Genomic DNA, 21,388 nt, shown 5'->3' on the forward strand with positions numbered 1-21,388 from the left:
GAAGAGCCGGGCCAGCAAAGCCACCATCAACGTGCGAGGACCAGCTCGGCCGCCTCCTCGGTCCGGGGCGAGTAGCTGGTGACCGTCGGGCCGGGGTGGAGCCGGGGGTCGTTGCGGTAGCGGTGCTCGAGACGCTGTTCGGCCGAGGCATCCCCCGCGTCGGCGGCGGTCACCAGGGCCGCGACCTCGTCGATCAGGGTGAGGTCGCCGTCCAGCTCCAGGGACTGCACGCCGAACGTGTCCCACAGCAGCAACTCGTCGCCATAGCGGTGGGCGATCTCGTTGAGCACATAGTTGCGGACGAACCAGGCACCCCGTAACGGGTTCTCCGCGCCGCCCACCCCGCACTTGTTCACGTCGATGTCGCCCCGGCGGTATGCCGTCCAGACCTGCGAGGCCGGCCTGAGGCCACCGGGTCCGAGCGGCACGTCGAGCGGATCGACCGGCATCCCCCACTCCGGATCGAACTCGACGTCCACGGCGTGCCAGCGGGTGCCGTCCCACCACTCGGTGATCACATGGTCGCTGTGGAAGCCGGGCTCGAGATAGTCGGCAAAGCCCACCCGGCTGCGGGCGGGGACGCCGTGCACGCGTAGGGCGGCGACGCTGAGCAGGGTGAAGTCGCGGCAACAGCCGGCGATGCGGTCCTGCTCGGGGCGGGGTGCGAGCAGGGAGCCGGGGAACCGCTCCTGGTCGTGGGCGAGGAGCCGGTCGACCCAGCGGCTGTCGATCTCCCGGAGCCGCTCGTCGGAGAACGCGATCTCGGACGCCCGATAGTGCACGACGAGGTTGCGGATCGCGGCGGCCAGGGACGGCACGTCGGACGGCAGCTCGGCGAGCAGGGCGGTGAACTCGCGCGGGTCGGAGTAGGCGGTCTGGCGGGTGTAGTCCATCAGGGCACCTCGATCGGCTGGGCGACGTGGACGAAGGGATCCGTGCCGGCGATCTCGTGCCAGGCACCGAGGTAGATCTCGCGAGGCGGTGCACTCGCCTCCACGACGAACGACTCGACCGCCGCGTAGGCCCGCATGATCCGCGGGTAGAAGCAGTCGTCCCGGGCGACCGTCGCATACGCCTGCGTGTGGGCCGGTTCGATCCGGATCACCACGTCGTCGGCGGGCTCGGCCGTGCCCCGGAACGGCACACAGATCTCGACCGGTGCAGCGGTCTCCGGGGTGACGAAGCTGTGGTAGATCACCCAGTGCTCGGTCGTTGTTGCGGCACCCGCGGCGTCGAGCACCGCGCGGACCTCGGCCTCGCCCCGCTCGATCGTCTCCATCAGGCCCGCCTGGTCGGTCTCGTAGCGCACCGAGGCCAGCTTCACGGCGGTGACCTCGCGGAGGCGGACCGGATAGCCCGGCTCCACCTGGTCAGTGGCGAGCAGCGGATCCGTGGCGAGCTGGTCCGTGGCGAGCAGCTGTGCCCGGAGCCACCCGACACTGCTGCGGCGGGCCGCGATCGCCTGCTCCTGTGCCGCCCACCAGCGGTCGAGGCGGTCGGCGGCTTCCGTGGGCGTGCCGACGAGCACCTCCGCCACGATGGACAGGGGCATGTCGTTGCGGCGTAACAGGCTGATGCGGCGGGCCCGGTCGAGCTGGCTCAACGCGTACCGTCGATAGCCGGTTTGGGGGTCGATCTCAGCCGGCGGCAACAGTCCGGAGGCCTCGTAGAGACGCAGTGCCTTGACGGAGAGCCCAGCCCGCCGGCCGAACTCCGAGATCGTCAACCCCCGCAGGTCGCTGGTCATGAACCGAGTCTTAACCCTCCCCCAAGGGAAGAGTCAAGCCCGGAAAAGAGAGGAGTCAAGCCCAGGAAAGGGAGGAGTCAGGCCCGGAAAACGCGGCGGCCCAGAAGAACTACGGCCGAGGCGCCGACGGCAGCGGCCGCGCCCACCGCGACCCGGCCGAGGCGCAGGGGGCCGCCTTCGGTGCGGGTGGCCGGGCCCAGGACGTTGCCCGCGGTCGGGGGTGTGGTGCGGCGGGACAGGGCGACCCGGGTCATCAGGGGCCCGACCAGCCTGTCGTAGACCGGCGGGAGGGCGGTGAAGCCGAATTCGATGAGCCTGTTCGTGGCGCCGACGGAGATGGAGCGCCGTGGGCGGTCGGCGAGGCTGACGATGGCGGCGCCCATGCGGGTGGCGGTGTCGACGGGCGGGGGCGGGCGGCCCACGAAGCCCGCGTAGTTGGCCGCGCTGGTGTAGATGGGTGTGTCGACGCTGCCCGGGGCCAGCTGGCAGACGTGGATGTCCGGGGCGTCCATCGTTTCCTGGTGCAGGGTGCGGGCCAGGCCGCGCTGGCCCCATTTCGACGTCACGTAGGCGGACATGTTGGGGACGGTCACGTGGCCGAGCAGCGAGCCCGTCAGGATGAGGGTGCCGCGGCCCTGGGCGCGGAAGATGCGCAGGGCGGCCCGGGCGACGTTGGCCGAGCCGAGCAGGTCGGTGGTCACGGTCCGGTCGAAGACGTGCGGTGGGAGGTCTTCGAAGCGTCCGTACGCCATGACGGCCGCGGTGTCGACCCAGACGTCGATCCGGCCGAACTGGTCGACCGCCGCGTCGGCGAGGTCCTCGACCTCCGCGCGCACGGCTATGTCCGTGGGCACGACCAGCGCCGCGCCGCCGCAGGCAGCCGCAACTTTCTCCAGGTCGGCGAGGCCGCGCGCGGCGAGCACCACCTTGTCACCGCGGGCAGCGAACGCCAGCGCGGCGGCCCGGCCGATCCCGCTCGAACCACCGGTCAGAACCACCACACGTGACGTCATGGACCACGGTTACCCGGCGTGGTGGCCGATGAACGCTTTCTTTTCGAGAACAAAAAGGGAGACTGTCGGCATGGACCTGCCGATCAACCCGCCTGTCAAGCCGATGCTCGCGAAGCCGGTCACCGACATCCCGGCGGGGCAGCTCTACGAGCCGAAATGGGACGGTTTCCGGTCGATCATCTTCCGCGACGGCGACGAGGTGGAGATCGGAAGCCGCAACGAGAAGCCGATGACCCGGTATTTCCCCGAGGTCGTCCAGGCCGTGCTGGCGAACTTCCCGGAGCGGGCGGTGATCGACGGCGAGGTGATCGTGGCCGACACCGAGCGCAACATGCTCGACTTCGAGGCGCTGCAGCAGCGGATCCATCCCGCGGCGAGCCGGGTCAAGCTGCTGTCGGAGCAGACGCCCGCCGGGTTCGTCGCCTTCGATCTGCTGGCGCTCGGCGACGAGGACCTGACCACGCGGCCGTTCGCCGAGCGGCGGGCCCGGCTGGAGGCGGCGCTGGCCGACGCGAAACCGCCGGTCTACGTCACGCCCGCTACCGATGATCTGGCGACCGCGCGGCGGTGGTTCGAGGAGTTCGAGGGTGCCGGGCTGGACGGGCTGATCGCCAAGGGCAAGGATCTCGGCTACGAGCCGGACAAGCGGGTCATGGCCAAGATCAAGCACAAACGTACGGCGGACTGCGTGGTCGCCGGATACCGCGTGCACAAGTCGGCGGAGAACCGGATCGGGTCGCTGCTGCTCGGGCTCTACGACGAGCGCGATGTGCTGGTCTCGGTCGGGGTGATCGGCGCCTTCCCGATGAAGGTACGCGAGGAGCTGTTCGAGGAGCTCCAGCACCTGGTCACGCCGTTCGAGGGGCACCCGTGGAACTGGGCGGCGCACGAGTCGGGTGAGCGTACGCCGCGCAAGAATGAAGTGAGCCGGTGGAACAACGGCAAAGACCTCTCCTTCACGCCGTTACGCCCGGAACGGGTGGTGGAGGTGCGCTACGACTACATGGAGGGCCTCCGGTTCCGGCACACCGCCCAGTTCGAGCGCTGGCGGCCCGATCGCGAGCCGGCCTCCTGCACGTACGAGCAGCTCGAACGTCCGGTGCGGTTCCAGCTGGCGGACGTTCTGACAAGCCGATGACCGGGCTTGCGGCGACCACCGCGTAGCCTCGTGAGCGGACACCGCCGAGATGCGAGGAAAAATGCCGCGTACCCCCCGCCTGGTTCTGGCTGCCCTGGCCGCCGCGGTCATCGCGACTGCCGGCTGCACGCTGCCGGTCTTCGCGCCCGAGGATGACAGTGCCGCCCCCGCCACCCCCGGAGGCAGCGCGCCCGCCGCGGTGCCCGGCACGCAGGCCCAGTGGACCTCGTGCCCCGAGGTGCCGCAGGAGCTCGTCGGCCGCGGTGCCAGCGGCATGACGTACGACTGCGCCTCGGTCGCCGTTCCCCAGGACTGGAACAACCCGCAGAGCGGGAAGACGTACGACGTCGCCATGATCCGGATTCGGTCCGACACGCAGACCGCCCGCGTCGGGTCACTGCTGATCAACCCCGGTGGCCCCGGCGGTTCCGGCATCGACACGGCCGTCTACCTGTCGTACGGCCAGACCCTCGGCGGCCTGCCCACCGAGATCACGGACAAGTTCGACATCATCGGTTTCGACCCGCGCGGCGTCGGGCGCTCCAGCCCGGTCAAGTGCATCAGCGACGCCGATCAGGACGCCTCGTTCGCGATGGAGCCCGACCCGAAGTCGGCCGCGGCTTTCCAGCAGGCCGTCGATCTGAACAAGAAGATCGGCGCCGCCTGCGGTCAGAAGTACGGCGACCAGCTCGCGAATTTCAGCACCGAACAGGCCGCGCACGACATGGACGCACTGCGCACCGCCGTCGGCGACGCGAAGATGACCTATCTCGGCTTCTCGTACGGCACGCTGCTCGGCGCGACCTACGCCCAGCTCTACCCCGACAAGATCCGCGCCCTGGTGCTGGACGGCGCGATCGACCCGGAGCAGGACGGGATCGCCTCCGCCGAGACCCAGGCCAAGGGCTTCGAGCGGGCGTTCACCAACTTCACCGCGTGGTGCAAGGCCAACGCGGCGCGCTGCCCGATCTCGGCCGACCCGCGTAAGGCGGTCACCGACGCGCTGGCCAAGGCGCAGGCGTCACCACTCACGGGCAGCGACGGCCGCAAGGCCACCTCGGGCTGGGTGTTCCTGTCGGTGATCTCGTCGCTCTACACCGAGACCGGCTGGCTCCAGCTCGCCCGCGCGATCGAGAGCCTGCAGGGCGGCGACCCGGACGGCGTCTTCGACCTCGCCGATCAATATGCGGACCGCAAGACGAACGGCAGCTACTCCAACCTGTTCGACGCCAACTACGCGGTGAACTGCGCGGACACCTCCGAGAACCTCACCGTCGACAAGATCCGCCAGCTGCAGGGCGAGTGGCGTACGAAATATCCGCTCTTCGGCGCGTCCATGGCGATCGGCATGATGGGCTGCGCGTTCTGGCCCGGCAAGCACGACCCCTACCCGACGGGTGCAGCCAACGGCGCCCCGCCGATCGTGGTCGTGGGCACCACCGGCGACCCGGCAACGCCCTACGAGAACACCGCCCATCTGGCCTCGATGCTGGGCACCGGGCACGTGCTGACCTGGGAGGGCGAGGGCCACACCGCGTACCCGAGCACCAAGTGCATCGTCCAGGCGGTCGATAGCTACCTCATCGATCTCCAGGTGCCGCAGGAGGGTCTGCGCTGCCCGGCGAAGTGATCCCCTCGCGCTCCGCCAGCTCCTCCAGCAGCTGACGGACCCGGCGCAGGTTGTTCTTCAGCTCCTCCTGCTCGTCGTGCTGGAACGCGTCCGTATCGACGATGAGCTTGCTGGCGAAGTGCGCAGTGATCAGCGGCACCACGATGAGCACCATGATCGAGATGAGCAGGGCCGCCATCACGCGGCCCTGCCACGTCTCCGGCGATATGTCGCCGTAACCGACCGTCGAGGCGGTGACGACGGCCCACCACATCGCGTCGCCGAACGAGGCGTCGTCCTCGAAGAAGTGGTACAGAACACCACAGATCATGATGAGCAGCAGGTACGACAGGATCAGCGTCCTAGGCGAGTTCGCCAGCCAGACCAGTCCCCGGTAGACGCCGCGGAACGGCGCGAGCACTATCCGCATGGGGTCATCGTGCACCGGGCAGGGGCTCTGGGATCCTGGCCTTGTGGATGAACTGACCTTCCGGACGGCTACCCGAGCAGACCTCCCGGCCATCTTGACGCTGCTGGCCGACGATGTGATCGGCAGCGCCCGGGAAACCGAGCAGAGCGACGCGGCCTACTGGGCGGCGTTCGAGGCGATCGACGCCGACCCGCGCAACGACCTGATCGTGGTGGAGTCCGGCGGCGAGATCGTGGGCACCTGCCAGCTGACGTTCACCCCGTCGCTGAGCCGCCGCGGCGCCGAGCGGATGACGATCGAGTCCGTCCGGGTCCGCGGCGACCAGCGCGGGCGGGGCGTGGGCCGGGCGATGATGCGGTGGTCGCTCGATCGCGGCCGGGAGCGCGGTTGCGGCATAGCCCAGCTGACCACCGACAAGCTCCGCACGGACGCGCACCGTTTCTACGCCGGGCTGGGCTTCCGGGCGACCCACGAAGGCTTCAAAATCAGTCTTTCCTGAGATCCCGGTCCTTGGAGGGCTGGACGCGTTTCGGCTCGCCGGGCATCTTGGGGTGGTCGGGCGGGTAGGGCAGGTCACCCTGGCCCGCCGCCGCGTCACGGTCGGACCACTCCAGCAGTGGCGTGATGTCGTGCGCCACGTCGTCGATGCCGGCGTGCGGGTCACCCACCTCGGCGAACCGCTTCGGCACCGTACGCAGATCGAAGTCGTCCGGTTCCACCTCGGTCAGCTCGGCCCACGTGACCGGCGTCGACACCGTGGCCCGCTCGTTGGCCCGCAGCGAGTACGCGCAGGCGATCGTCCGGTCCCGGGCCATCTGGTTGTAGTCGAGGAACACCCGCTCGCCGCGCTCCTCCTTCCACCAGGACGTGGTGATCCTGTCGGGGCTGCGCCGCTCGACCTCCCGGGCCAGCGCGATGGCCGCCCGGCGCACCTGCACGAACGACCAGTCGGGCCGGATCCGCACATACACGTGTACGCCGCGACCGCCGGACGTCTTCGGGTAGCCGGCCCAGCCGAGGTCGCCGAGCACCTCGTTGATCACCCCGGCGGTGCTGACGACGTCGGCGAACGTGTTGCCCGGCTGCGGGTCGATGTCGATGCGCAGCTCGTCGGGGTTGTCGGGGGCTGCTCCCCGGACCGGCCAGGGGTGGAAGACGATCGTGCCCATCTGCGCGGCCCAGGCCACGTGCGCCAGGTCGGCCGGGCACAGCTCGTCGGCCGTACGCCCGCTCGGGAACGCGATCGTCGCCGTCCGCACCCAGGGTGGTACCCCGCGGGTGGGGATGCGTTTCTGGAAGAACGTCTCCCCCGCGAGCCCGTCGGGGAACCGTTGCAGCGTGGTGGGCCGGTCCTTCAGGGCCCGCATGATGCCGTCGCCGACGGCGAGGTAGTACTCGAAGACGTCCCGCTTGGTGTAGCCCATGGCGGGGAAGCAGACCTTGTCGGGGCTGCTGAGGCGCACGGTGCGCCCCGCGACCTCGATCTCTTCGGCGGGCGATCGGGAAGCTGCCATCCGCTGACCATAACGACGGCCGCCCTTCCATGACAGAAGAGCGGCCGTGTCGTACTGCTACGGATGATCAGGCGGACCGGCGGCGACGGCTGGCGTAGACCGCGCCCACGCCACCGGCGATCAGGACTGCGCCGACGGCGACGGTGAGGCCCATCGGCGCACCGGTGAGCGGCAGGGTGCCGGCCGGGCTGACGCCACCCGGGGTGGGTGAGCTCGGGGTCGCCGCGGGGGACGTCGTCGGGAGCTCGCCGCCCGGCGGGACGGTGTCCACGCTGGCGGTCGGCGTCGGTGCCGTGGTCGGCGCGGTGCTGCCGTAGCCCGCGCCGCCGCGGGTGGGCTCGGTGGCACCCGGTGCGGTGCTGGCGTACCCACAGTCGTCGTCCCGGTCGCCGGCGGCGCACGGCGTCTGCATGACCGCCGGCTGGGCGGCCCGGACGGCGGCCTGGTCGCCCGCAACGGCGGGCGCTCCGGTGAGAGCCAGGGCGGCGAAGGCGGTGACGCCGGCCACGGGGAGACCCGCGGCCAACCGGCGCGTGAAACTCATCAGAAGAATCCGTTCTGTCGCGTTTTGTGCCATTGGTCCGGTGAAGTTTAGCGCTTGAGGTCCGTTTTGCACGCATTGGACCCACGGGGAAGAGCGGACAGAGGATTCAACGGCGGTGGGTACGCGCGACGGCGCACTACCAGTGCGGCGCGAAGTACCTTTGATGCATGGCGACTGACAAGACAACGATCCCTACCACCGACGACGAGTGGCGGGTCCGCCTGACTCCTGACGAGTTCCGCGTCCTGCGCCTCGCGGGCACGGAGCGGCCCTGGTCCGGCGAGTATGTGAACACCAAGACCGAGGGAATGTACGAGTGCCGCGCGTGCGGCGCCGACCTCTACCCGAGCGACACGAAGTTCGACTCCCACTGCGGCTGGCCGTCGTTCGACGACGCCATCCCGGGAGCCGTCAAGGAGATCGACGACCACAGCGGCGGCATGGTGCGCACGGAGATTCGCTGCGCCCGCTGCGACAGCCACCTGGGCCACGTGTTCAAGGGCGAGATGATGACGCCGAAGAACACGCGGCACTGCGTGAACAGCCTGTCGATCAAGCTGGACGCCAAATAGGCGACGGTCAGGATCTGACCGCGTCGGGCTGGGTGGCCCACCACTCCGAGGGGACCATCTCGTAGACCTCCTGCGCGAGGTCCTTGAGGTGTTCCCCCGTCGGATGCCCGTGGTGGGCGTCCGCGATGCCCTTGAGACGCACGTACCACTCGGCCAGCTGCTCGACTGTCACGGAAACCTGATAGTCCATAACCTCAGCGTAATCGCACACCCGGGACCTTCGGCCCTGCCCCGCCGATCGTTTCGCCGGGCAAGGTGAGTGCTGTGCCGCTCACATCGAAGGACCCCGGTCACCGGGGCACGAGCCAACCTGACAGTGTGGAGAACGCTTCAGTTCGGTTGAAGGCGGTGGGGCAATTGCACGGTGTTCGCAAGCGAGTTGCTGTCATCGGCGGCGGCGTTGCAGGTTTGGCTGCCGCGGTGCGGATCCGCGACCGGGCGCCCGCCGGCACCGAGATCATCGTGTACGAGCAGTCCGGCCGGCTCGGCGGGAAACTGCGCACCGGCGACATCGCGGGCACCCAGGTCGAGCGCGGCGCCGAGTCGATGCTGATGAGTTCCCCCGACGGCGGTGAGTCCGCCGCGATCCGGTTCGCCCGCCGCCTCGGGCTCGGCGACTCCCTCGTGCACCCCGCGGCCATCCCGGCGGCGCTGGCGATCGGCGGCAAGCTGGAGCGGGTCCCCGCCGGCACGCTCGTCGGCGTCCCCGGCGACCTGAGCACCCTGGGCGCGGTGGCGACACCGACCGCCGATGCCGACCGCGACGAGGGCCACCCACTGCTCGCCGAGGGTGAGGACATCGCCGTCGGCGAGCTGGTCCGGACCCGTTACGGCGCCGAGGTCGCCGACCGGCTCGTCGACCCCATGCTCGGCGGTGTCTACGCGGGACGCGCCGACCGGTTGTCGCTCGCCACCACCATGCCCGCGCTGGCTCGCACCGCGCGTACCGAGCACACCCTGGCCGGCGCCGTCCGCGCCGCTCAGGCAGCGTCCGTCAGGGCGCCGGGCCGCCCGATCTTCGCCTCGCTCGCCGGCGGCATGAGCAGCCTGATCGGCGCTGCCGCCGCGGCCAGTGGCGCCCGGATCAGCCTGGGCCTGCCGGTCCGCGAGCTGCAGCGCACCGCGCACGGCTGGCGGCTGCTGCTGGGCCCGGTGCCGATGTCGCAGACCGACGACGTCGACGCCGTGGTGCTGGCCGTGCCCGCGAGCCCCGCCGCGCGCATGCTGGCCGGGGTCGATCTCTCCGCGGCCGCCGAGATCGAGGTGCTCGGCTACGCCAGTGTCGCTCTGGCCGCGTTCGCGCTGCCGCCCGGCACCGAGCTGCCCGAGCTCTCCGGCTTTCTGGTGCCGCCGGAAGAGGGCACGCTGGTCAAGGCAGCCACGTTCTTCACTCGCAAGTGGTCGCATCTGGCCACCGGGGACGGTCCGGTGATCGTCCGGGTCTCGCTGGGCCGCGACGGCGAGCAGGAGCGGCTCCGGTACGACGACTCCGTGCTCGCCGCCACCGCGCACGCCGAGCTGGGCAACCTCCTCGACACGGAGCTCCCGCAGCCGACGGCCTCGTGGGTGCAGCGCTGGGGCGGCGGACTCCCCCAGTACGCACCCGGCCACCTCGACCGGGTCGCCCTCGCCCGCGCGGCCCTCAACGACCACCCCGGCCTCGCGCTGGCCGGCGCCGCCTTCGACGGCGTCGGGGTGCCGGCCTGCGTGGCCAGCGGCGAGAAGGCCGCCGACGACGTCCTGAAATACCTGGAGAAGCGATGAGCGAGCCCCAAAGCAATGCCGCCCGGATCAACGAGCTCAACGCCACGATCCGCTACACCATGTGGTCGGTCTTCCGCGCCACGACGCCGCTGCCCGCGTTGCGCGACGAGCTCGCAGGCGAGGTCGACGCGCTGTTCGAGCAGCTCGGCGGCAAGGACGTCACGGTCCGCGGGACCTACGACGTGTCCGGGCTGCGCGCCGACGCCGACATCATGATCTGGTGGCACGCGAGCACCTCCGACGCGCTGCAGGACGCCTACGGATTGTTCCGCCGCACGGCGCTGGGCCGGCACCTCACCCCTGTCTGGTCGCAGATGGCGCTGCACCGCCCGGCCGAGTTCAACCGGAGCCACCTGCCGGCATTCCTCGCCGACGAGACCCCGCGGCCCTACATCAGCGTGTACCCGTTCGTCCGCTCCTACGAGTGGTACATCCTGCCCGACGAGGAGCGCCGCTTCATGCTCGCCGAGCACGGCAAGATGGCGCGCGGCTACCCCGACGTCCGGGCCAACACGGTCGCGTCTTTCGCGCTCGGCGACTACGAGTGGATCCTGGCGTTCGAGGCGGACGAGCTGCACCGCATCGTCGACCTGATGCGTGACCTGCGCGCCTCGACCGCCCGCCGGCACGTCCGCGAGGAGGTGCCGTTCTACACCGGACGCCGCCGCTCGGTCACCGAGATCGTGGCAGCTCTGCCCTGAGAAAAGCCCCGCCCTGAGAAAGGCCCGGCCCTGAGAGAGGCCCTGCCCTAATCACCTTAAAGGGCTACAAAGTCATGGTTTGAGCCCCGGCAGCCGCGGGCCCGATTAGCGTCGGGCCCGCGATGACTAAGCCATCAAGCGGTTCACTGCCCGTCGTCCTGATCGTCGAGGACGACGCCGACGTGCGTGACGTCATGTCCTACTCGCTGGAGCGCCGGGGTTTCGAGGTGCTGTCCGCGGCCGGCACCGACGCCGCCACCGACATCTGCAAGCAGCGGGCCGGCAAGATCGACGTACTCATCGCCGACCTCTCGCTGCCCGGCGACACCACCGGCGGCCTGGCCCGCTGGGTCAGTACGGTCTACCCGCGGATGAAGATCGTCTACGTGAGCGGCATTCCCCGGCACGTGGCGCTCAGCTCCGGCATCGTCCAGGGCGGCGCGCCGTACCTGGAGAAGCCGGTCAGCCCGGACGTCCTGGCGAGCACCGTGCAGAGCCTGCTCCCGCGTCCCGTCGACGCCCCGGACGATTGGTAGACGCCGCGGCCGACCGCGCCGGTATCCAGGCGCGGCTCGACGAGATCTGCGGACCCGCGCCGTCGGAACCGGAACGGAAGCTGATGGTCCGGCTGCTCACCTCGTACGTTGCGAAGACGCCGGCGGCCATCGACGGCCTTGCCGAAGCGCTGGACGCGGGCGACACCCAGCAGGTGCGGGATCAGGCGCACGCTCTCAAGGGCTCGGCGGCCAACCTCGGCATCCAGGCCATGAGCACGCTCCTCGCCGACCTGGAGGACACCGCCCGGGCCGGCGACCTGCCGGACCCGCAATCCACCCTGGACCGGATCCGCGCCACCTACCAGCGGATCGAGCCGATCTGCACGGGCCTGGCGGAAGAGCTTTAAGAGCGCTTCATGGGTACGTGCGGAATGCCGTCCTCGAGGTACTCAGCGCCCACGGTCTCGAAGCCGAACCGCGCGTAGAAGCCGGCCAGATGCGCTTGCGCCTCCAGGACACCGGGCCGGCTGCCGATGATCTCGAGCGCGTGCTCGATGAGCCGACTCGCATACCCGCCCCCGCGCGCGGACGGCGCCGTCACGACACGCCCGATCCGCTCGACCTCGCCGTCGTCCAGGATCCGCAGGCAGGCCAGGATCTCGCCGCCGCGCTCGATCCACACGTGCCGGGTGCCCGGCTCGGCGTCGCGGCCGTCCAGATCGGGATAGGCGCACTTCTGCTCGACGACGAACACGTCGACGCGCAGCTTCAGGATCGCGTAGAGGGTGACGACACCGAGATCGCGAAAGGACGCCGCACGGATCTCGTCATGGGGCTCGGGGTGCATCTCAAAATTCTAAAGGGCGTGACTTCCCGTATCCTCGGGCGTTGTTCTGACCGGAGGCCGGAGCCTTGGGAGCGAAGATGATCAAGCGAAGCAAGCTGTTCGGCAACAAGACCCGGGTGACGTTCTGCCTGCCCAGAGACGCACCCGCCGGGACGGTGAGCGTGGTGGGCACGTTCAACGACTGGAAGCCGGGGCTGCACGAGCTGAAGGTGCGCCGGGACGGCACCCGCACCATCACGTTGCACCTCGCACCGGGCCACCACAAGTTCCGCTACCTGGCCTCGGACGGCGTCTGGCTGGACGACGAGCAGGCCGACGGTGTCGGGCCGCACGGCAGTGAGTTGCTTCTCTAGAGTTTCACCTCGCCCTCCCCGGGAACGAACTACCGTTAGTTGACGGTGCAAACAACTACGGAAGGGGCTCTCGTGGCGAACGTGAAACTGGCGATCATCTACTACTCGTCCACCGGAACGATCCACGGCATGGCGGAGCGACTCCAGCAGGCCGGCGAGAAGGCCGGTGCCGAGGTAAGGCTGCGCCAGGTCGCCGAGCTCGCGCCCGAGGAGGCCATCGCCTCCAACACGGCCTGGAGCCAGCACTTCGATCGCACCAAGAACGAGCCCAAGGCGACCGCGGACGACATCGTGTGGGCGAACGCGGTGCTGCTCGGCACCCCGACCCGCTACGGCAACGTGGCGAGCCAGCTCAAGCAGTTCCTCGACACGCTCGGCGCCCAGTGGGGCCAGGGCCTGCTCGCGAACAAGGCCTACGCCGGCTTCACCGCCAGCCAGACCGCGCACGGCGGCCAGGAGTCGACCCTGCTGGCGCTCTACAACTCGATCTACCACTTCGGCGGCGTCATCGTGCCGCCCGGCTACACCGACCCGCTGAAGTTCGCCGACGGCAACCCCTACGGCGTCTCGCACGTCACGGGCGCCACCAACGACGACCCGCTGAGCGACGCCACGACAGCGGCGCTGGACCACCTGGCCCAGCGCATCGTCACGATCGGTGCCAAGCTCGCCGCCTGATCAGGCGAGGACGAACGTGTATCCACGGGCTTGGAGCCGGGTGATGGTGGCTTCGAGCGAGGCGGCGGTGTGACTCCGGTCCCCGCCGCCGTCGTGCATCAGGACCACGGAACCGTTCTTGACGTGCGCGGTGATCCGGGTGGTGATCTTCCTGGCCGACGGGCGGGTCCAGTCCTCGGGGTCGACATCCCAGCCGAGTGCGCGGAGCCCGTACCCATGGACGATCTTTCGGGCCTGGCTGTCCGACGCGCCGTAGGGAAAGCGGAAGATCTTGGGCGTCACCCCGGTGGTCTTCTTGATCTGTTTCTGCGCCTTGGTGACCTCCGCGCGGACCTTGGCGGGCGACGCCTTCTGCAGGTTGGCGTGATCGCGGCTGTGGTTGCAGAGCTGATGCCCCTCGGCAACGACCTGGCGGGCGAGCTCGGGGTAGCGCCGGGCCTCGTCACCAAGCATGCAGAACGTGGCGTGCACGTGGTGGCGGCGCAGCACGGCGAGGATCTGCGGGGTGTAGCGGGACGGCCCGTCGTCGAACGTCAGCGCCACCGTCCTTGTCGCGCGATGCTGCTGCTTCGGAACCGCCGGACCATACGTTCTCGCGGCCTGCACCGTCGCTTTCGCTGCCGGTCTCCTCGGGGCCGCCGGAGCAGCCGCCCCCGAGGCGAGCAGTAACGCCGCGGCCCCGAAAAGCGACAAAGGCCTACGGAGAGACTTGGTCCAAGCTTTTAGTCGAAGATCGGTAGAAACGAGCACACGCCAGAGTACGTCATCCTTTCGGGGACGTATTCCGCAGCTGATGGCAGACTGTGCGCCGTGGTGAAGAAGTTCGAGGCAGATCTGAGCGGCGCAGTGTGGCGCCGCAGTGCAAAGTCCGAGGAAGCGGCCGTCGAGGTCGCCCTGCTGGACAATGGGGTGGCCGTGCGTGATTCACGGCGCCCGGAGGGCGATGTGCTCTTCTTCACGCCCGCCGAATGGGATGCCTTCGTGGGTGGGGCCAAAGACGGCGAGTTCGACCTGTAGCGATATCAACCCGAACAACCTTCATCTCCCGTTACGGTTGGGACATGAGCAATTACGAGGGTTCTGAGCTGCTGAAGAAGGTGGAGCGCTACGAGGCTGCCGTCAAGGAGCTTCAGGAGGCCCACGACGAGGTCAAGAACGTACTGATCGAAGCCATCCTGTTCGACCGATGGCAGCAGCTCGGCACACAGCTCGGCTTTCACGCCGAACCGGCGGAGAAGGAAGAGCCCAACCGCGACCTGGCACAGCTCAACCAACAGATCTCGGCGATGAGCGACGCCTGGTCCCGATGACGTGTGACCCGCGCCGCGCCGACCGGTAACAACCACGGGCGGCACGGCGCGGCGCGTTAACGTGTCGGCCATGGCCGACACCCAGTACGAAGAGTTGCTACGCCGGGTCCTTGAGACCGGGGTCCCCAAAGCGGACCGCACCGGCACGGGAACGGTCAGCCTCTTCGGCGAGCGGCTGCGCTACGACCTGTCCCAGGGCTTCCCGCTGGTCACGACCAAGCGCGTGCACTTCAAGTCGGTCGCGGTCGAGCTGCTCTGGTTCCTGCGCGGCGACAGCAACGTCGCCTGGCTGCGCGAACAGGGCGTCTCCATCTGGGACGAGTGGGCCGACGACAACGGCGAGCTCGGCCCGGTCTACGGCAAGCAGTGGCGCTCCTGGCCCACCCCGGACGGCGGTCACGCCGACCAGATCACCGACCTGCTGGCCACGCTGAAGCGCGACCCGGACTCCCGGCGCATGATCGTCTCCGCCTGGAACGTCGCCCAGCTGAGCGAGATGGCCCTCGCCCCGTGCCACGCCATGTTCCAGTTCTACGTGGCCGACGGCCGGCTGAGCTGCCAGCTCTATCAGCGCAGCGCCGACATGTTCCTCGGCGTGCCGTTCAACATCGCCAGCTATGCGCTGCTCACGCACATGATCGCCGCACAGACCGGGCTGATCCCCGGCGATTTCATCTGGGTCGGCGGCGACTGCCACGTCTACTCCAACCACGTCGAGCAGGTCCGCGAGCAGCTCAGCCGGGAGGCGTACGACTTCCCGGCCCTCAAGCTCGCCCCGGCGCCCTCGCTCTTCGACTACAAGTACGAAGACTTCGCGCTCGAGGGCTACCAGCACCACCCGGCTCTGCGGGCGCCGGTCGCGGTATGACCGACCACACCGAACTTGGCGGACCGCGCCGTCTTCCACTCCGGGCGACGGTGCCTGCATGACCATTCATATGATCTGGGCCGAGGCGCAGAACAGGGTCATCGGGAACGCGGGCGAGATTCCGTGGCGGATCCCCGGTGAGCAGAAGGTCTTCCGTGAGCGCACGATGGGCGCCACGGTCGTGATGGGCCGCGGCACGTGGGAGTCGCTGCCCGAGAGGGTCCGGCCCCTTCCCGGGCGCCGCAACGTCGTTCTCAGCCGCCGCCCGGGCTGGTCCGCGCCCGGCGCCGAAGTGCTGTCCTCGATCGACGAGCTGCTGGGCGAGCAGGACGAATTCTGGGTGATGGGCGGCGCGGAGATCTACGCCGCCCTGCTGCCGCACGCCGACCACATCGTGCGTACCAGGATCGATCTGGCTGTCGACGGTGACACCTGGGCGCCCGAGCTCGGCCCCGAGTGGCAGCTGGAGAAGGCCGAGCAGACGGATGCCTACGTGGTCGAGGACCTCAGACGGAGTGGACCAGCTCGACCAGGCGCGTGAGCACGTCCGGGTCGGTCTCCGGCATGACGCCGTGACCCAGGTTGAAGATGTGACCGCGAGCCGCTTTCCCCTGTGCCAGCACCCGCCGGGTCTCGCGCTCGACGACCTCCCACGGCGCGAACAGGATCGCCGGGTCCAGGTTGCCCTGCAGGGACCGGGCCGGGCCGACGACGCTCACGGCACGGTCCAGCGGGGTACGCCAGTCGACGCCGACGACGTCCGCGCCCGCCTCGCCCATCGCCTCGAGCAGGACACCCGTGCCGACGCCGAAGTGGATACGCGGGACGCCCGCCTCGGCGAGGCCGCTCAGGACCCGGGCGGAGTGCGGCATGACGTACTCGCGGTAGTCCGCCTCGGAGAGCGCACCCGCCCACGAGTCGAAGAGCTGGACGGCGCTGACGCCCGCCTCGATCTGGACCCGCAGGAACGTCAGCGTGATGTCGGCCAGACGGGAGCAGAGCCGGTGCCAGAGCTCCGGGTCGCCGTACATCATGGCTTTGGTCCTGAGGTACGTGCGTGAGGGCCCACCCTCGATGAGATAACTCGCCAGCGTGAAGGGCGCGCCGGCGAACCCGATCAGCGGCGTGGCGCCCAGCTCGGGCAGCAGCAGCCGGATCGACTCGGCGACGTAGCTCACATCGGTGGCTTCGAGCGGGCGCAGAGCCTCGACCGCGGCCGCCGTGCGGATCGGCTCGGCGATGACCGGGCCGGTGCCGGGGACGATGTCGAGGTCGACGCCGGCCGCCGCGAGCGGGACCACGATGTCGCTGAACAGGATGGCAGCGTCGACGCCGTGGCGGCGGACCGGCTGCAGGGTGATCTCGGTGACCAGCTCCGGCCGGCGGCAGGACTCCAGCATGGCGACGCCCTGCCGGATCTTGCGGTACTCCGGCAGCGAACGGCCGGCCTGACGCATGAACCAGACGGGGGTGCGGGGCACTTCCAGCCCGCGTGCGGCGCGGACGAGGGCGGAGTCGGCGGGAGAGTTGCTCACCCGCGACATCGTGCCACGTGAGTGAACGGGAGCATGCGGCGCGCCGCGCGCGGACACGAGGCAGTGATCGGCATACCCTTCCTTGCATGGCGCCTACGTCCGCTGCACCCGAGGCGTTCACCCGCGCTGTGGCAGGGTTGCGGGCCGCTGCCCCGCGCGAGGAGATCCTCCTCGAAGAGATCGCCGCACCTCAACGGCTCGCACCGTACGGTTTCGCGCTCAGCGCCACCGTCCTGCGCGACGGCGAAGAGGTCGCGAGCGGCCGGCTGATCCTGCTGCACGACCCGGACGGCCACGAGGCCTGGCGGGGCAATCTGCGGCTCGTGACGCTCATCACCGCCGAGCTGGAGTCCGACCTGGCCGGCGATCCCCTGCTGCCCGCCGTCGCCTGGACCTGGCTCACCGACGGGCTCGATCAGCACGCGGCCGCGTACACAGCGATCGGTGGCACAATCACCCAGACCGCGTCGACCCGCTTCGGTGAGCTGGCAGGCCCCCTGCCCACCGCCGACCTGGAGATCCGCGCCTCCTGGACGCCCACCTCCGACGACCTCGGCGCCCACCTCCAGGGCTGGTGCACGATGCTCGCCTCCACCGCGGGCCTGCCCCCGCCCGGCGTGACATCCCTGAACCGCCAGCGAGCCTCAACCGCCTAGCGCTCCGCCTTCAGGCCCCGCCTCCAGGCAGGATGTTGCGGCAGCGCCGGTTTCAGCGCAACTTCGTGCCCCTACGCCCCCAGGGCCGGGCGCACGTCGTAGGTCTTGCGGAGTTCCTCGAAGGCCGCGAGGACGTCGGCGGGGATGTCGACGTGGGCGAGGAAGTCGCGGCCCCGGGGGCCGTAGCCGTCCGGGGTGTCCGCCAGGCGTGGGATCTCGCCCATCAGCAGGGTGATCCAGTGGTCGACGTCCCAGGCGCCCCAGTGCGGCGTACCCGAGTAGGCGAGCTTGCCGTCGCGGACCTCGACCCTCGGGCTGGTGCCGGCGAAGTTGATCACCTGGGGCGTGCCGTAGGTCCATTTCGCGCGCACGACCGCGTCCATCCGCTGCTGCATGGACGCGTCCTGGATCAGGATCATGGATTCCGGCGGCCCGCCGGCCCAGGCCCGGATCGTCCGCTCGGCGAACGTGATGTTGTTGCCGGAGTTCGTCGACTCCCGCTCCAGCAGCACGTCCGTGATGCCGTGCTCGGCCGCGAGGTAGGCGGCCATCATGTCGGCCTCGATGTCGAACCCGGCGAGCCGCGGAAAGCGCTGGAGCATCGGCGTCGTGTGCCCCGCGCCCCCGACCAGCAGGAACTTCCCGGCGATCCCGTCGAGCCAGGCCCGGGCAGCGAGATCCCAGCCCTCCGGCGGGCAGCCCCCGAACAGGATCAGGATGTCGGCGCGCTCGGTGAGCGCGGGGACGTCGCGCCGGCCGAGAAACCCGGCCAGCGTGTTCAGTTGATCAGCAGACCTTGAAAGTGTCACAAGCTGTTTTTATCGGTACGGCCAGGCCGATGCCCTCGGCATCGCGTGCTTTCGCCGTGGCGAGCCCGATGACCTGGTCCGCGCTGTTCACGACCGGCCCGCCCGAGTTACCCGGGTTGATCGGGGCGTCGAACTGGATCGAGGGCCCGTCCGAGTCGTCCGGCCGGTAGGCGCTGACCACGCCCGTGGTGACCGTGTCCTCGAGCCCGAGCGGCGTGCCGACGACCACGACCTGCTGGCCCGGCTTCACGGTTTCCTTGGCGACCGCCAGCCCGGCGATCTCCTTGTCCGTCCGCAGCAACGCGATGTCCTTGGCCTTGGAGACCTTGACGATCGTGGCGGTGAGCTCGTCCTTGCCGCGTTCGAGGAAGACCTTCTTGGTTCCGGCCTCCCACACCGACTCGACCACGTGATAGTTCGTCAGCAGGTTGGTCTGCTTGTCCGCGGGATCGCCGACCGCGAACGCCGTACCCGTGAAGTTGCCGGCCCGGACCCGGAAGACGCTCGGCAGCACCGACGACGAGATGGCCTCGGGGTCGAAGACGCCGGCGAGCTGGGTCTCCAGCTTCTCGGCGCGGTCCGCGAGCTCGGTCTGGCGTACCTGCGAGGCGGACAGCTGGTCACCCAGCCGGGCGTCGGCCTGCTCCATCCGCCACGCCAGGAATCCCCCGCCACCGAGCAGCAGCAGCGCCAGCAGGACCGGGATCACCCGGCTGCGGCGGCGGCCCTCGATCGGCTCGGAGACGACCGGGAACGGCGCCCCACCCGACGGCGACACGAGGTACGGCCCGGAGTCGCGACGCGCCGGGCGTGGATGACCCACCCGCGGCGGACCCATGTCGATGTCCGGCATCGGCTGCGGCGGATAGGAGGTCGCCGCCCACTCGCCCGACGGGTGGTCGGGCAAGCTCAGCAACGGATCGTGCGGCGCCCGGCGCTGACCCGGCACCCCGTAGGGGTCATAGGCGGTGGTCATGAAACTCCCGAGTACTAGAGGCTTCGGGGGGTAGTACGAGAAAAAACCCTCGTCCGGACGGGTCCGGACGGGCCTTTTTCGGCGCGGATTCAGGCAACAAGTGGATCGAGCGCCGACGCGCCGGTACCCGGCTGCACACGCGGGGGTGGGTACCCCCGTACGGTTACGGAGTGACCGACGACGCACCCCTGCACCGTCGGGACACGCCGGACCTTGCACAAGACGGACCGCACGACGTGCCGCCCGACCTAACGTCTGGCGGTCCCGAGCCTGCCCGCACCGCTGTCCCGCTGACCGCGCCCCGCGACGGAACGCCCCGTCCGGTGGAGTCCAGCGCCGAGTTGGCCGAGGTCGTGGCCAGGATGGCCGCCGGCTCCGGCCCCGTTGCCGTCGACGCCGAACGGGCGTCCGGCTACCGCTACACCCAGCGCGCGTACCTCGTACAACTACGCCGCGAGGGTTCGGGCACGGTGCTCGTCGACCCGATGCCGCTGAGCGACCTCAGCACCCTCGACGAGGCTCTGGCCGACACCGAGTGGGTGCTGCACGCCGCGAGCCAGGACCTGGCCTGCCTGGCGGAGATCGGCATGAAGCCGCGCCGGCTCTTCGACACCGAACTGGCCGCGCGCCTGGCCGGGTTCGAGCGGGTCGGGCTCGCCGCGCTCACCGAGCAGCTGCTGGGCTTCTCGCTGGAGAAGCACCACTCGGCCGCGGACTGGTCGACCCGGCCGCTGCCCGAGTCGTGGCTGACGTACGCCGCGCTCGATGTCGAACTTCTGACCGACCTGCGCGACCTGCTCGCCGCCGAGCTGGAGCGGCAGGGCAAGGCGGAGTGGGCGGCCGAGGAGTTCGCCGCGCTGGTCGCGAGCGCCGACCGCCCGCCGCGCAGCCGCCCGGACCCGTGGCGACGCACGTCGGGAATACACCGAGTCCGCGGCGCCCGCGCCCAGTCCCGGGTCCGTGCCCTCTGGTACGCCCGTGACGGCGTCGCCTCCCGCCGCGACTCGGCCCCGGGCCGCGTTCTGCCGGACTCCGCGATCATCGCCGCCGCCGAGCTGGACCCCAAGGACGAGCGCACGCTGCTCACCCTGCCGGGCTTCGGCGGCCGATCGGTACGCCGCCTGGCCCGCGTCTGGCTCGACGCCCTGGACACCGCCCGCGCCCTGGGCGACGACGAGCTGCCCGTGAACCAGCCGGTCGAGGGCCCGCCCCCACCGCACCGCTGGGCCGAACGCGACCCGGTCGCCGCCGCCCGGCTGCAGCGCTGCCGGCAGGTCGTGATCGCCATCGCCGAGTCGCACACCCTGCCCCCGGAGAACCTGATCAGCCCGGACTTCATCCGCCGGCTGGCCTGGGCCCCGCCGAACGAGGTCACCCCGGAGGCGGTCGGCGAGGTCCTGCTCGGCTTCGGCGCCCGCAACTGGCAGGTCGTCCTGCTCGCGGAGCAGATCGCGGCGGTCCTGCCCGACGCCCCGCCCGCCGCGGAGTGATCAGACCGCCCCTGCTGCCGCGCTCGAGGGAGCAGGGTCGGTGCTGACCCGTGGGGCTTTCGGTGACGTGCAATTCACCACCCGTACGGCCGGCAGCGAGCTCTTCATCAACCCCTGATGTTGATCTATTTCACTGTCCGTCTGGACGCCCTGGCCAGGCGTAACCTCTATCTGGACCGGCTCGAGGGCACGACGAACACGGGACACGTCAGCCTACGGATCGAGGAGTTCCGCGAGGAGATCTCGCCCCACACTCCACGCGCCTTCCCACACTGACTGGTCGAGCTACTTACCGGCGAGTAACATAACCGTGTCTAGAGCCCTGGGTTCACGCCTG

General features: G+C 69.9%; 29 protein-coding genes. 17 read left to right on the forward strand and 12 right to left on the reverse strand.

Annotated features, from left to right (window positions below; all coding sequences use genetic code 11):
* Positions 1-26: 26 nt before the first annotated feature.
* The 3 genes from Aco04nite_RS35790 to Aco04nite_RS35800 form a co-directional block, all read right to left on the reverse strand.
* Positions 27-893, reverse strand: a complete 867-nt coding sequence (locus tag Aco04nite_RS35790) for a transglutaminase-like domain-containing protein (RefSeq protein ID WP_213001656.1) — start codon at positions 891-893, stop codon at positions 27-29.
* Positions 893-1,747 carry a MerR family transcriptional regulator gene (locus Aco04nite_RS35795; RefSeq protein ID WP_213001657.1) on the reverse strand — a complete coding sequence of 285 codons (855 nt, stop codon included), beginning with the start codon at positions 1,745-1,747 and terminating at the stop codon, positions 893-895. Before Aco04nite_RS35795 ends, Aco04nite_RS35790 begins: the two co-directional genes overlap by 1 nt.
* 77 nt (positions 1,748-1,824) lie before the next feature.
* Entirely contained in the window at positions 1,825-2,760 is a 936-nt protein-coding gene (locus Aco04nite_RS35800; RefSeq protein WP_213001658.1) for an SDR family NAD(P)-dependent oxidoreductase, read from the reverse strand.
* Positions 2,761-2,830: 70 nt separating this feature from the next.
* On the opposite strand from Aco04nite_RS35800, the gene Aco04nite_RS35805 reads away from it, so the two are divergent.
* Together Aco04nite_RS35805 and Aco04nite_RS35810 are read left to right on the forward strand one after the other, a co-directional pair.
* Positions 2,831-3,898 (forward strand): ATP-dependent DNA ligase, encoded by a 1,068-nt coding sequence (locus Aco04nite_RS35805; RefSeq protein WP_213001659.1) that lies wholly within the window; start codon positions 2,831-2,833, stop codon positions 3,896-3,898.
* Positions 3,899-3,959: 61 nt separating this feature from the next.
* Positions 3,960-5,528, forward strand: coding sequence for an alpha/beta hydrolase (locus Aco04nite_RS35810; RefSeq protein WP_213001660.1), 1,569 nt, complete (start codon positions 3,960-3,962; stop codon positions 5,526-5,528).
* Here the strand turns inward: Aco04nite_RS35810 and Aco04nite_RS35815 are convergent.
* Positions 5,479-5,937: a potassium channel family protein gene (locus Aco04nite_RS35815; RefSeq protein ID WP_213001661.1), complete on the reverse strand. Its 459-nt coding sequence runs from the start codon at positions 5,935-5,937 to the stop codon at positions 5,479-5,481. The two genes, Aco04nite_RS35810 and Aco04nite_RS35815, sit on opposite strands and share 50 nt — an antisense overlap.
* Positions 5,938-5,980: 43 nt before the next feature.
* Between Aco04nite_RS35815 and Aco04nite_RS35820 the strand changes: the two genes are divergently transcribed.
* On the forward strand, positions 5,981-6,436 hold the full coding sequence (locus Aco04nite_RS35820; protein ID WP_213001662.1) for a GNAT family N-acetyltransferase: 456 nt from the start codon (positions 5,981-5,983) through the stop codon (positions 6,434-6,436).
* On the opposite strand, the gene ligD is transcribed toward Aco04nite_RS35820, so the two are convergent.
* Together ligD and Aco04nite_RS35830 are read right to left on the reverse strand one after the other, a co-directional pair.
* Positions 6,423-7,451 (reverse strand): non-homologous end-joining DNA ligase, encoded by a 1,029-nt coding sequence (gene ligD, locus Aco04nite_RS35825; RefSeq protein ID WP_213001663.1) that lies wholly within the window; start codon positions 7,449-7,451, stop codon positions 6,423-6,425. The genes Aco04nite_RS35820 and ligD overlap by 14 nt on opposite strands.
* 67 nt (positions 7,452-7,518) lie before the next feature.
* Positions 7,519-7,995, reverse strand: coding sequence for an LPXTG cell wall anchor domain-containing protein (locus tag Aco04nite_RS35830; RefSeq protein ID WP_213001664.1), 477 nt, complete (start codon positions 7,993-7,995; stop codon positions 7,519-7,521).
* Between the two features lie 167 nt (positions 7,996-8,162).
* Between Aco04nite_RS35830 and msrB the strand changes: the two genes are divergently transcribed.
* Positions 8,163-8,567, forward strand: coding sequence for a peptide-methionine (R)-S-oxide reductase MsrB (gene msrB, locus Aco04nite_RS35835; protein WP_213001665.1), 405 nt, complete (start codon positions 8,163-8,165; stop codon positions 8,565-8,567).
* Positions 8,568-8,574: 7 nt separating this feature from the next.
* Here msrB and Aco04nite_RS35840 read toward each other — a convergent pair whose 3' ends face one another.
* Positions 8,575-8,757: a hypothetical protein gene (locus Aco04nite_RS35840; protein WP_203838839.1), complete on the reverse strand. Its 183-nt coding sequence runs from the start codon at positions 8,755-8,757 to the stop codon at positions 8,575-8,577.
* A gap of 167 nt (positions 8,758-8,924) precedes the next feature.
* On the opposite strand from Aco04nite_RS35840, the gene hemG reads away from it, so the two are divergent.
* The 4 genes from hemG to Aco04nite_RS35860 all read left to right on the forward strand — a co-directional run bounded on the left by hemG (position 8,925) and on the right by Aco04nite_RS35860 (position 11,936).
* Complete coding sequence (gene hemG, locus Aco04nite_RS35845) at positions 8,925-10,331, forward strand: protoporphyrinogen oxidase (protein WP_213001733.1); 1,407 nt, start codon at positions 8,925-8,927, stop codon at positions 10,329-10,331.
* Positions 10,328-11,032 carry a hydrogen peroxide-dependent heme synthase gene (gene hemQ / locus Aco04nite_RS35850; protein ID WP_213001666.1) on the forward strand — a complete coding sequence of 235 codons (705 nt, stop codon included), beginning with the start codon at positions 10,328-10,330 and terminating at the stop codon, positions 11,030-11,032. Before hemG ends, hemQ begins: the two co-directional genes overlap by 4 nt.
* A gap of 122 nt (positions 11,033-11,154) precedes the next feature.
* Complete coding sequence (locus tag Aco04nite_RS35855; RefSeq protein ID WP_213001667.1) at positions 11,155-11,568, forward strand: response regulator; 414 nt, start codon at positions 11,155-11,157, stop codon at positions 11,566-11,568.
* On the forward strand, positions 11,562-11,936 hold the full coding sequence (locus tag Aco04nite_RS35860; protein ID WP_213001668.1) for an Hpt domain-containing protein: 375 nt from the start codon (positions 11,562-11,564) through the stop codon (positions 11,934-11,936). The genes Aco04nite_RS35855 and Aco04nite_RS35860 overlap by 7 nt, the downstream gene beginning before the upstream one ends.
* On the opposite strand, the gene Aco04nite_RS35865 is transcribed toward Aco04nite_RS35860, so the two are convergent.
* Positions 11,933-12,376 carry a GNAT family N-acetyltransferase gene (locus Aco04nite_RS35865; RefSeq protein WP_213001669.1) on the reverse strand — a complete coding sequence of 148 codons (444 nt, stop codon included), beginning with the start codon at positions 12,374-12,376 and terminating at the stop codon, positions 11,933-11,935. The two genes, Aco04nite_RS35860 and Aco04nite_RS35865, sit on opposite strands and share 4 nt — an antisense overlap.
* A 77-nt stretch (positions 12,377-12,453) precedes the next feature.
* Between Aco04nite_RS35865 and Aco04nite_RS35870 the strand changes: the two genes are divergently transcribed.
* Both Aco04nite_RS35870 and Aco04nite_RS35875 read left to right on the forward strand, forming a co-directional pair.
* Entirely contained in the window at positions 12,454-12,729 is a 276-nt protein-coding gene (locus tag Aco04nite_RS35870) for an isoamylase early set domain-containing protein (RefSeq protein ID WP_213001670.1), read from the forward strand.
* 72 nt (positions 12,730-12,801) lie between these two features.
* Positions 12,802-13,407, forward strand: a complete 606-nt coding sequence (locus tag Aco04nite_RS35875) for an NAD(P)H-dependent oxidoreductase (protein WP_213001671.1) — start codon at positions 12,802-12,804, stop codon at positions 13,405-13,407.
* Here the strand turns inward: Aco04nite_RS35875 and Aco04nite_RS35880 are convergent, their stop codons facing one another.
* A complete protein-coding gene (locus Aco04nite_RS35880) occupies positions 13,408-13,950 on the reverse strand; it encodes a polysaccharide deacetylase family protein (RefSeq protein ID WP_213001672.1) in 543 nt (180 codons plus the stop codon). It lies immediately after the preceding gene.
* Between the two features lie 267 nt (positions 13,951-14,217).
* Here Aco04nite_RS35880 and Aco04nite_RS35885 point away from each other — a divergent pair, with 267 nt between their 5' ends.
* From Aco04nite_RS35885 to Aco04nite_RS35900, 4 genes are all read left to right on the forward strand, one after another.
* The gene (locus Aco04nite_RS35885) at positions 14,218-14,424 is read left to right on the forward strand and encodes a DUF397 domain-containing protein (RefSeq protein ID WP_203838831.1); all 207 of its coding nucleotides are present in this window, start codon (positions 14,218-14,220) and stop codon (positions 14,422-14,424) included.
* A gap of 44 nt (positions 14,425-14,468) precedes the next feature.
* Positions 14,469-14,717 (forward strand): hypothetical protein, encoded by a 249-nt coding sequence (locus Aco04nite_RS35890; RefSeq protein WP_203838830.1) that lies wholly within the window; start codon positions 14,469-14,471, stop codon positions 14,715-14,717.
* A gap of 70 nt (positions 14,718-14,787) precedes the next feature.
* Positions 14,788-15,585: a thymidylate synthase gene (locus Aco04nite_RS35895; RefSeq protein WP_213001673.1), complete on the forward strand. Its 798-nt coding sequence runs from the start codon at positions 14,788-14,790 to the stop codon at positions 15,583-15,585.
* Positions 15,586-15,643: 58 nt separating this feature from the next.
* Positions 15,644-16,126, forward strand: a complete 483-nt coding sequence (locus Aco04nite_RS35900; protein ID WP_213001674.1) for a dihydrofolate reductase — start codon at positions 15,644-15,646, stop codon at positions 16,124-16,126.
* On the opposite strand, the gene hemE is transcribed toward Aco04nite_RS35900, so the two are convergent.
* The gene (hemE, locus tag Aco04nite_RS35905; protein WP_438874970.1) at positions 16,092-17,120 is read right to left on the reverse strand and encodes a uroporphyrinogen decarboxylase; all 1,029 of its coding nucleotides are present in this window, start codon (positions 17,118-17,120) and stop codon (positions 16,092-16,094) included. The genes Aco04nite_RS35900 and hemE overlap by 35 nt on opposite strands.
* Before the next feature lie 86 nt (positions 17,121-17,206).
* On the opposite strand from hemE, the gene Aco04nite_RS35910 reads away from it, so the two are divergent.
* Positions 17,207-17,776, forward strand: a complete 570-nt coding sequence (locus Aco04nite_RS35910) for a DUF3000 domain-containing protein (RefSeq protein ID WP_213001676.1) — start codon at positions 17,207-17,209, stop codon at positions 17,774-17,776.
* Positions 17,777-17,847: 71 nt separating this feature from the next.
* Here Aco04nite_RS35910 and Aco04nite_RS35915 read toward each other — a convergent pair whose 3' ends face one another.
* Complete coding sequence (locus Aco04nite_RS35915) at positions 17,848-18,585, reverse strand: ElyC/SanA/YdcF family protein (RefSeq protein ID WP_213001677.1); 738 nt, start codon at positions 18,583-18,585, stop codon at positions 17,848-17,850.
* The gene (locus Aco04nite_RS35920; protein WP_213001678.1) at positions 18,563-19,561 is read right to left on the reverse strand and encodes a S1C family serine protease; all 999 of its coding nucleotides are present in this window, start codon (positions 19,559-19,561) and stop codon (positions 18,563-18,565) included. The genes Aco04nite_RS35915 and Aco04nite_RS35920 overlap by 23 nt, the downstream gene beginning before the upstream one ends.
* Positions 19,562-19,731: 170 nt before the next feature.
* Here Aco04nite_RS35920 and Aco04nite_RS35925 point away from each other — a divergent pair, with 170 nt between their 5' ends.
* Positions 19,732-21,051 (forward strand): HRDC domain-containing protein, encoded by a 1,320-nt coding sequence (locus Aco04nite_RS35925; protein ID WP_213001679.1) that lies wholly within the window; start codon positions 19,732-19,734, stop codon positions 21,049-21,051.
* A gap of 117 nt (positions 21,052-21,168) precedes the next feature.
* Positions 21,169-21,327 carry a hypothetical protein gene (locus Aco04nite_RS35930; RefSeq protein WP_213001680.1) on the forward strand — a complete coding sequence of 53 codons (159 nt, stop codon included), beginning with the start codon at positions 21,169-21,171 and terminating at the stop codon, positions 21,325-21,327.
* Positions 21,328-21,388: the final 61 nt, after the last annotated feature.

The organism is Winogradskya consettensis, assembly GCF_018332715.1.
In the GTDB taxonomy this organism is placed as follows: Bacteria; Actinomycetota; Actinomycetes; order Mycobacteriales; family Micromonosporaceae; genus Actinoplanes; species Actinoplanes consettensis.

Coding starts and splice junctions, on each gene's coding strand:
- Aco04nite_RS35790 (WP_213001656.1), bottom strand. CDS start 893: ATGGACTACACCCGCCAGACCGCCTACTCCGACCCGCGCGAGTTCACC.
- Aco04nite_RS35795 (WP_213001657.1), bottom strand. CDS start 1,747: ATGACCAGCGACCTGCGGGGGTTGACGATCTCGGAGTTCGGCCGGCGG.
- Aco04nite_RS35800 (WP_213001658.1), bottom strand. CDS start 2,760: ATGACGTCACGTGTGGTGGTTCTGACCGGTGGTTCGAGCGGGATCGGC.
- Aco04nite_RS35805 (WP_213001659.1), top strand. CDS start 2,831: ATGGACCTGCCGATCAACCCGCCTGTCAAGCCGATGCTCGCGAAGCCG.
- Aco04nite_RS35810 (WP_213001660.1), top strand. CDS start 3,960: ATGCCGCGTACCCCCCGCCTGGTTCTGGCTGCCCTGGCCGCCGCGGTC.
- Aco04nite_RS35815 (WP_213001661.1), bottom strand. CDS start 5,937: ATGCGGATAGTGCTCGCGCCGTTCCGCGGCGTCTACCGGGGACTGGTC.
- ligD (WP_213001663.1), bottom strand. CDS start 7,451: ATGGCAGCTTCCCGATCGCCCGCCGAAGAGATCGAGGTCGCGGGGCGC.
- Aco04nite_RS35830 (WP_213001664.1), bottom strand. CDS start 7,995: ATGAGTTTCACGCGCCGGTTGGCCGCGGGTCTCCCCGTGGCCGGCGTC.
- msrB (WP_213001665.1), top strand. CDS start 8,163: ATGGCGACTGACAAGACAACGATCCCTACCACCGACGACGAGTGGCGG.
- Aco04nite_RS35840 (WP_203838839.1), bottom strand. CDS start 8,757: ATGGACTATCAGGTTTCCGTGACAGTCGAGCAGCTGGCCGAGTGGTAC.
- hemQ (WP_213001666.1), top strand. CDS start 10,328: ATGAGCGAGCCCCAAAGCAATGCCGCCCGGATCAACGAGCTCAACGCC.
- Aco04nite_RS35855 (WP_213001667.1), top strand. CDS start 11,155: ATGACTAAGCCATCAAGCGGTTCACTGCCCGTCGTCCTGATCGTCGAG.
- Aco04nite_RS35865 (WP_213001669.1), bottom strand. CDS start 12,376: ATGCACCCCGAGCCCCATGACGAGATCCGTGCGGCGTCCTTTCGCGAT.
- Aco04nite_RS35870 (WP_213001670.1), top strand. CDS start 12,454: ATGATCAAGCGAAGCAAGCTGTTCGGCAACAAGACCCGGGTGACGTTC.
- Aco04nite_RS35890 (WP_203838830.1), top strand. CDS start 14,469: ATGAGCAATTACGAGGGTTCTGAGCTGCTGAAGAAGGTGGAGCGCTAC.
- Aco04nite_RS35895 (WP_213001673.1), top strand. CDS start 14,788: ATGGCCGACACCCAGTACGAAGAGTTGCTACGCCGGGTCCTTGAGACC.
- Aco04nite_RS35900 (WP_213001674.1), top strand. CDS start 15,644: ATGACCATTCATATGATCTGGGCCGAGGCGCAGAACAGGGTCATCGGG.
- Aco04nite_RS35910 (WP_213001676.1), top strand. CDS start 17,207: ATGGCGCCTACGTCCGCTGCACCCGAGGCGTTCACCCGCGCTGTGGCA.
- Aco04nite_RS35920 (WP_213001678.1), bottom strand. CDS start 19,561: ATGACCACCGCCTATGACCCCTACGGGGTGCCGGGTCAGCGCCGGGCG.
- Aco04nite_RS35930 (WP_213001680.1), top strand. CDS start 21,169: ATGTTGATCTATTTCACTGTCCGTCTGGACGCCCTGGCCAGGCGTAAC.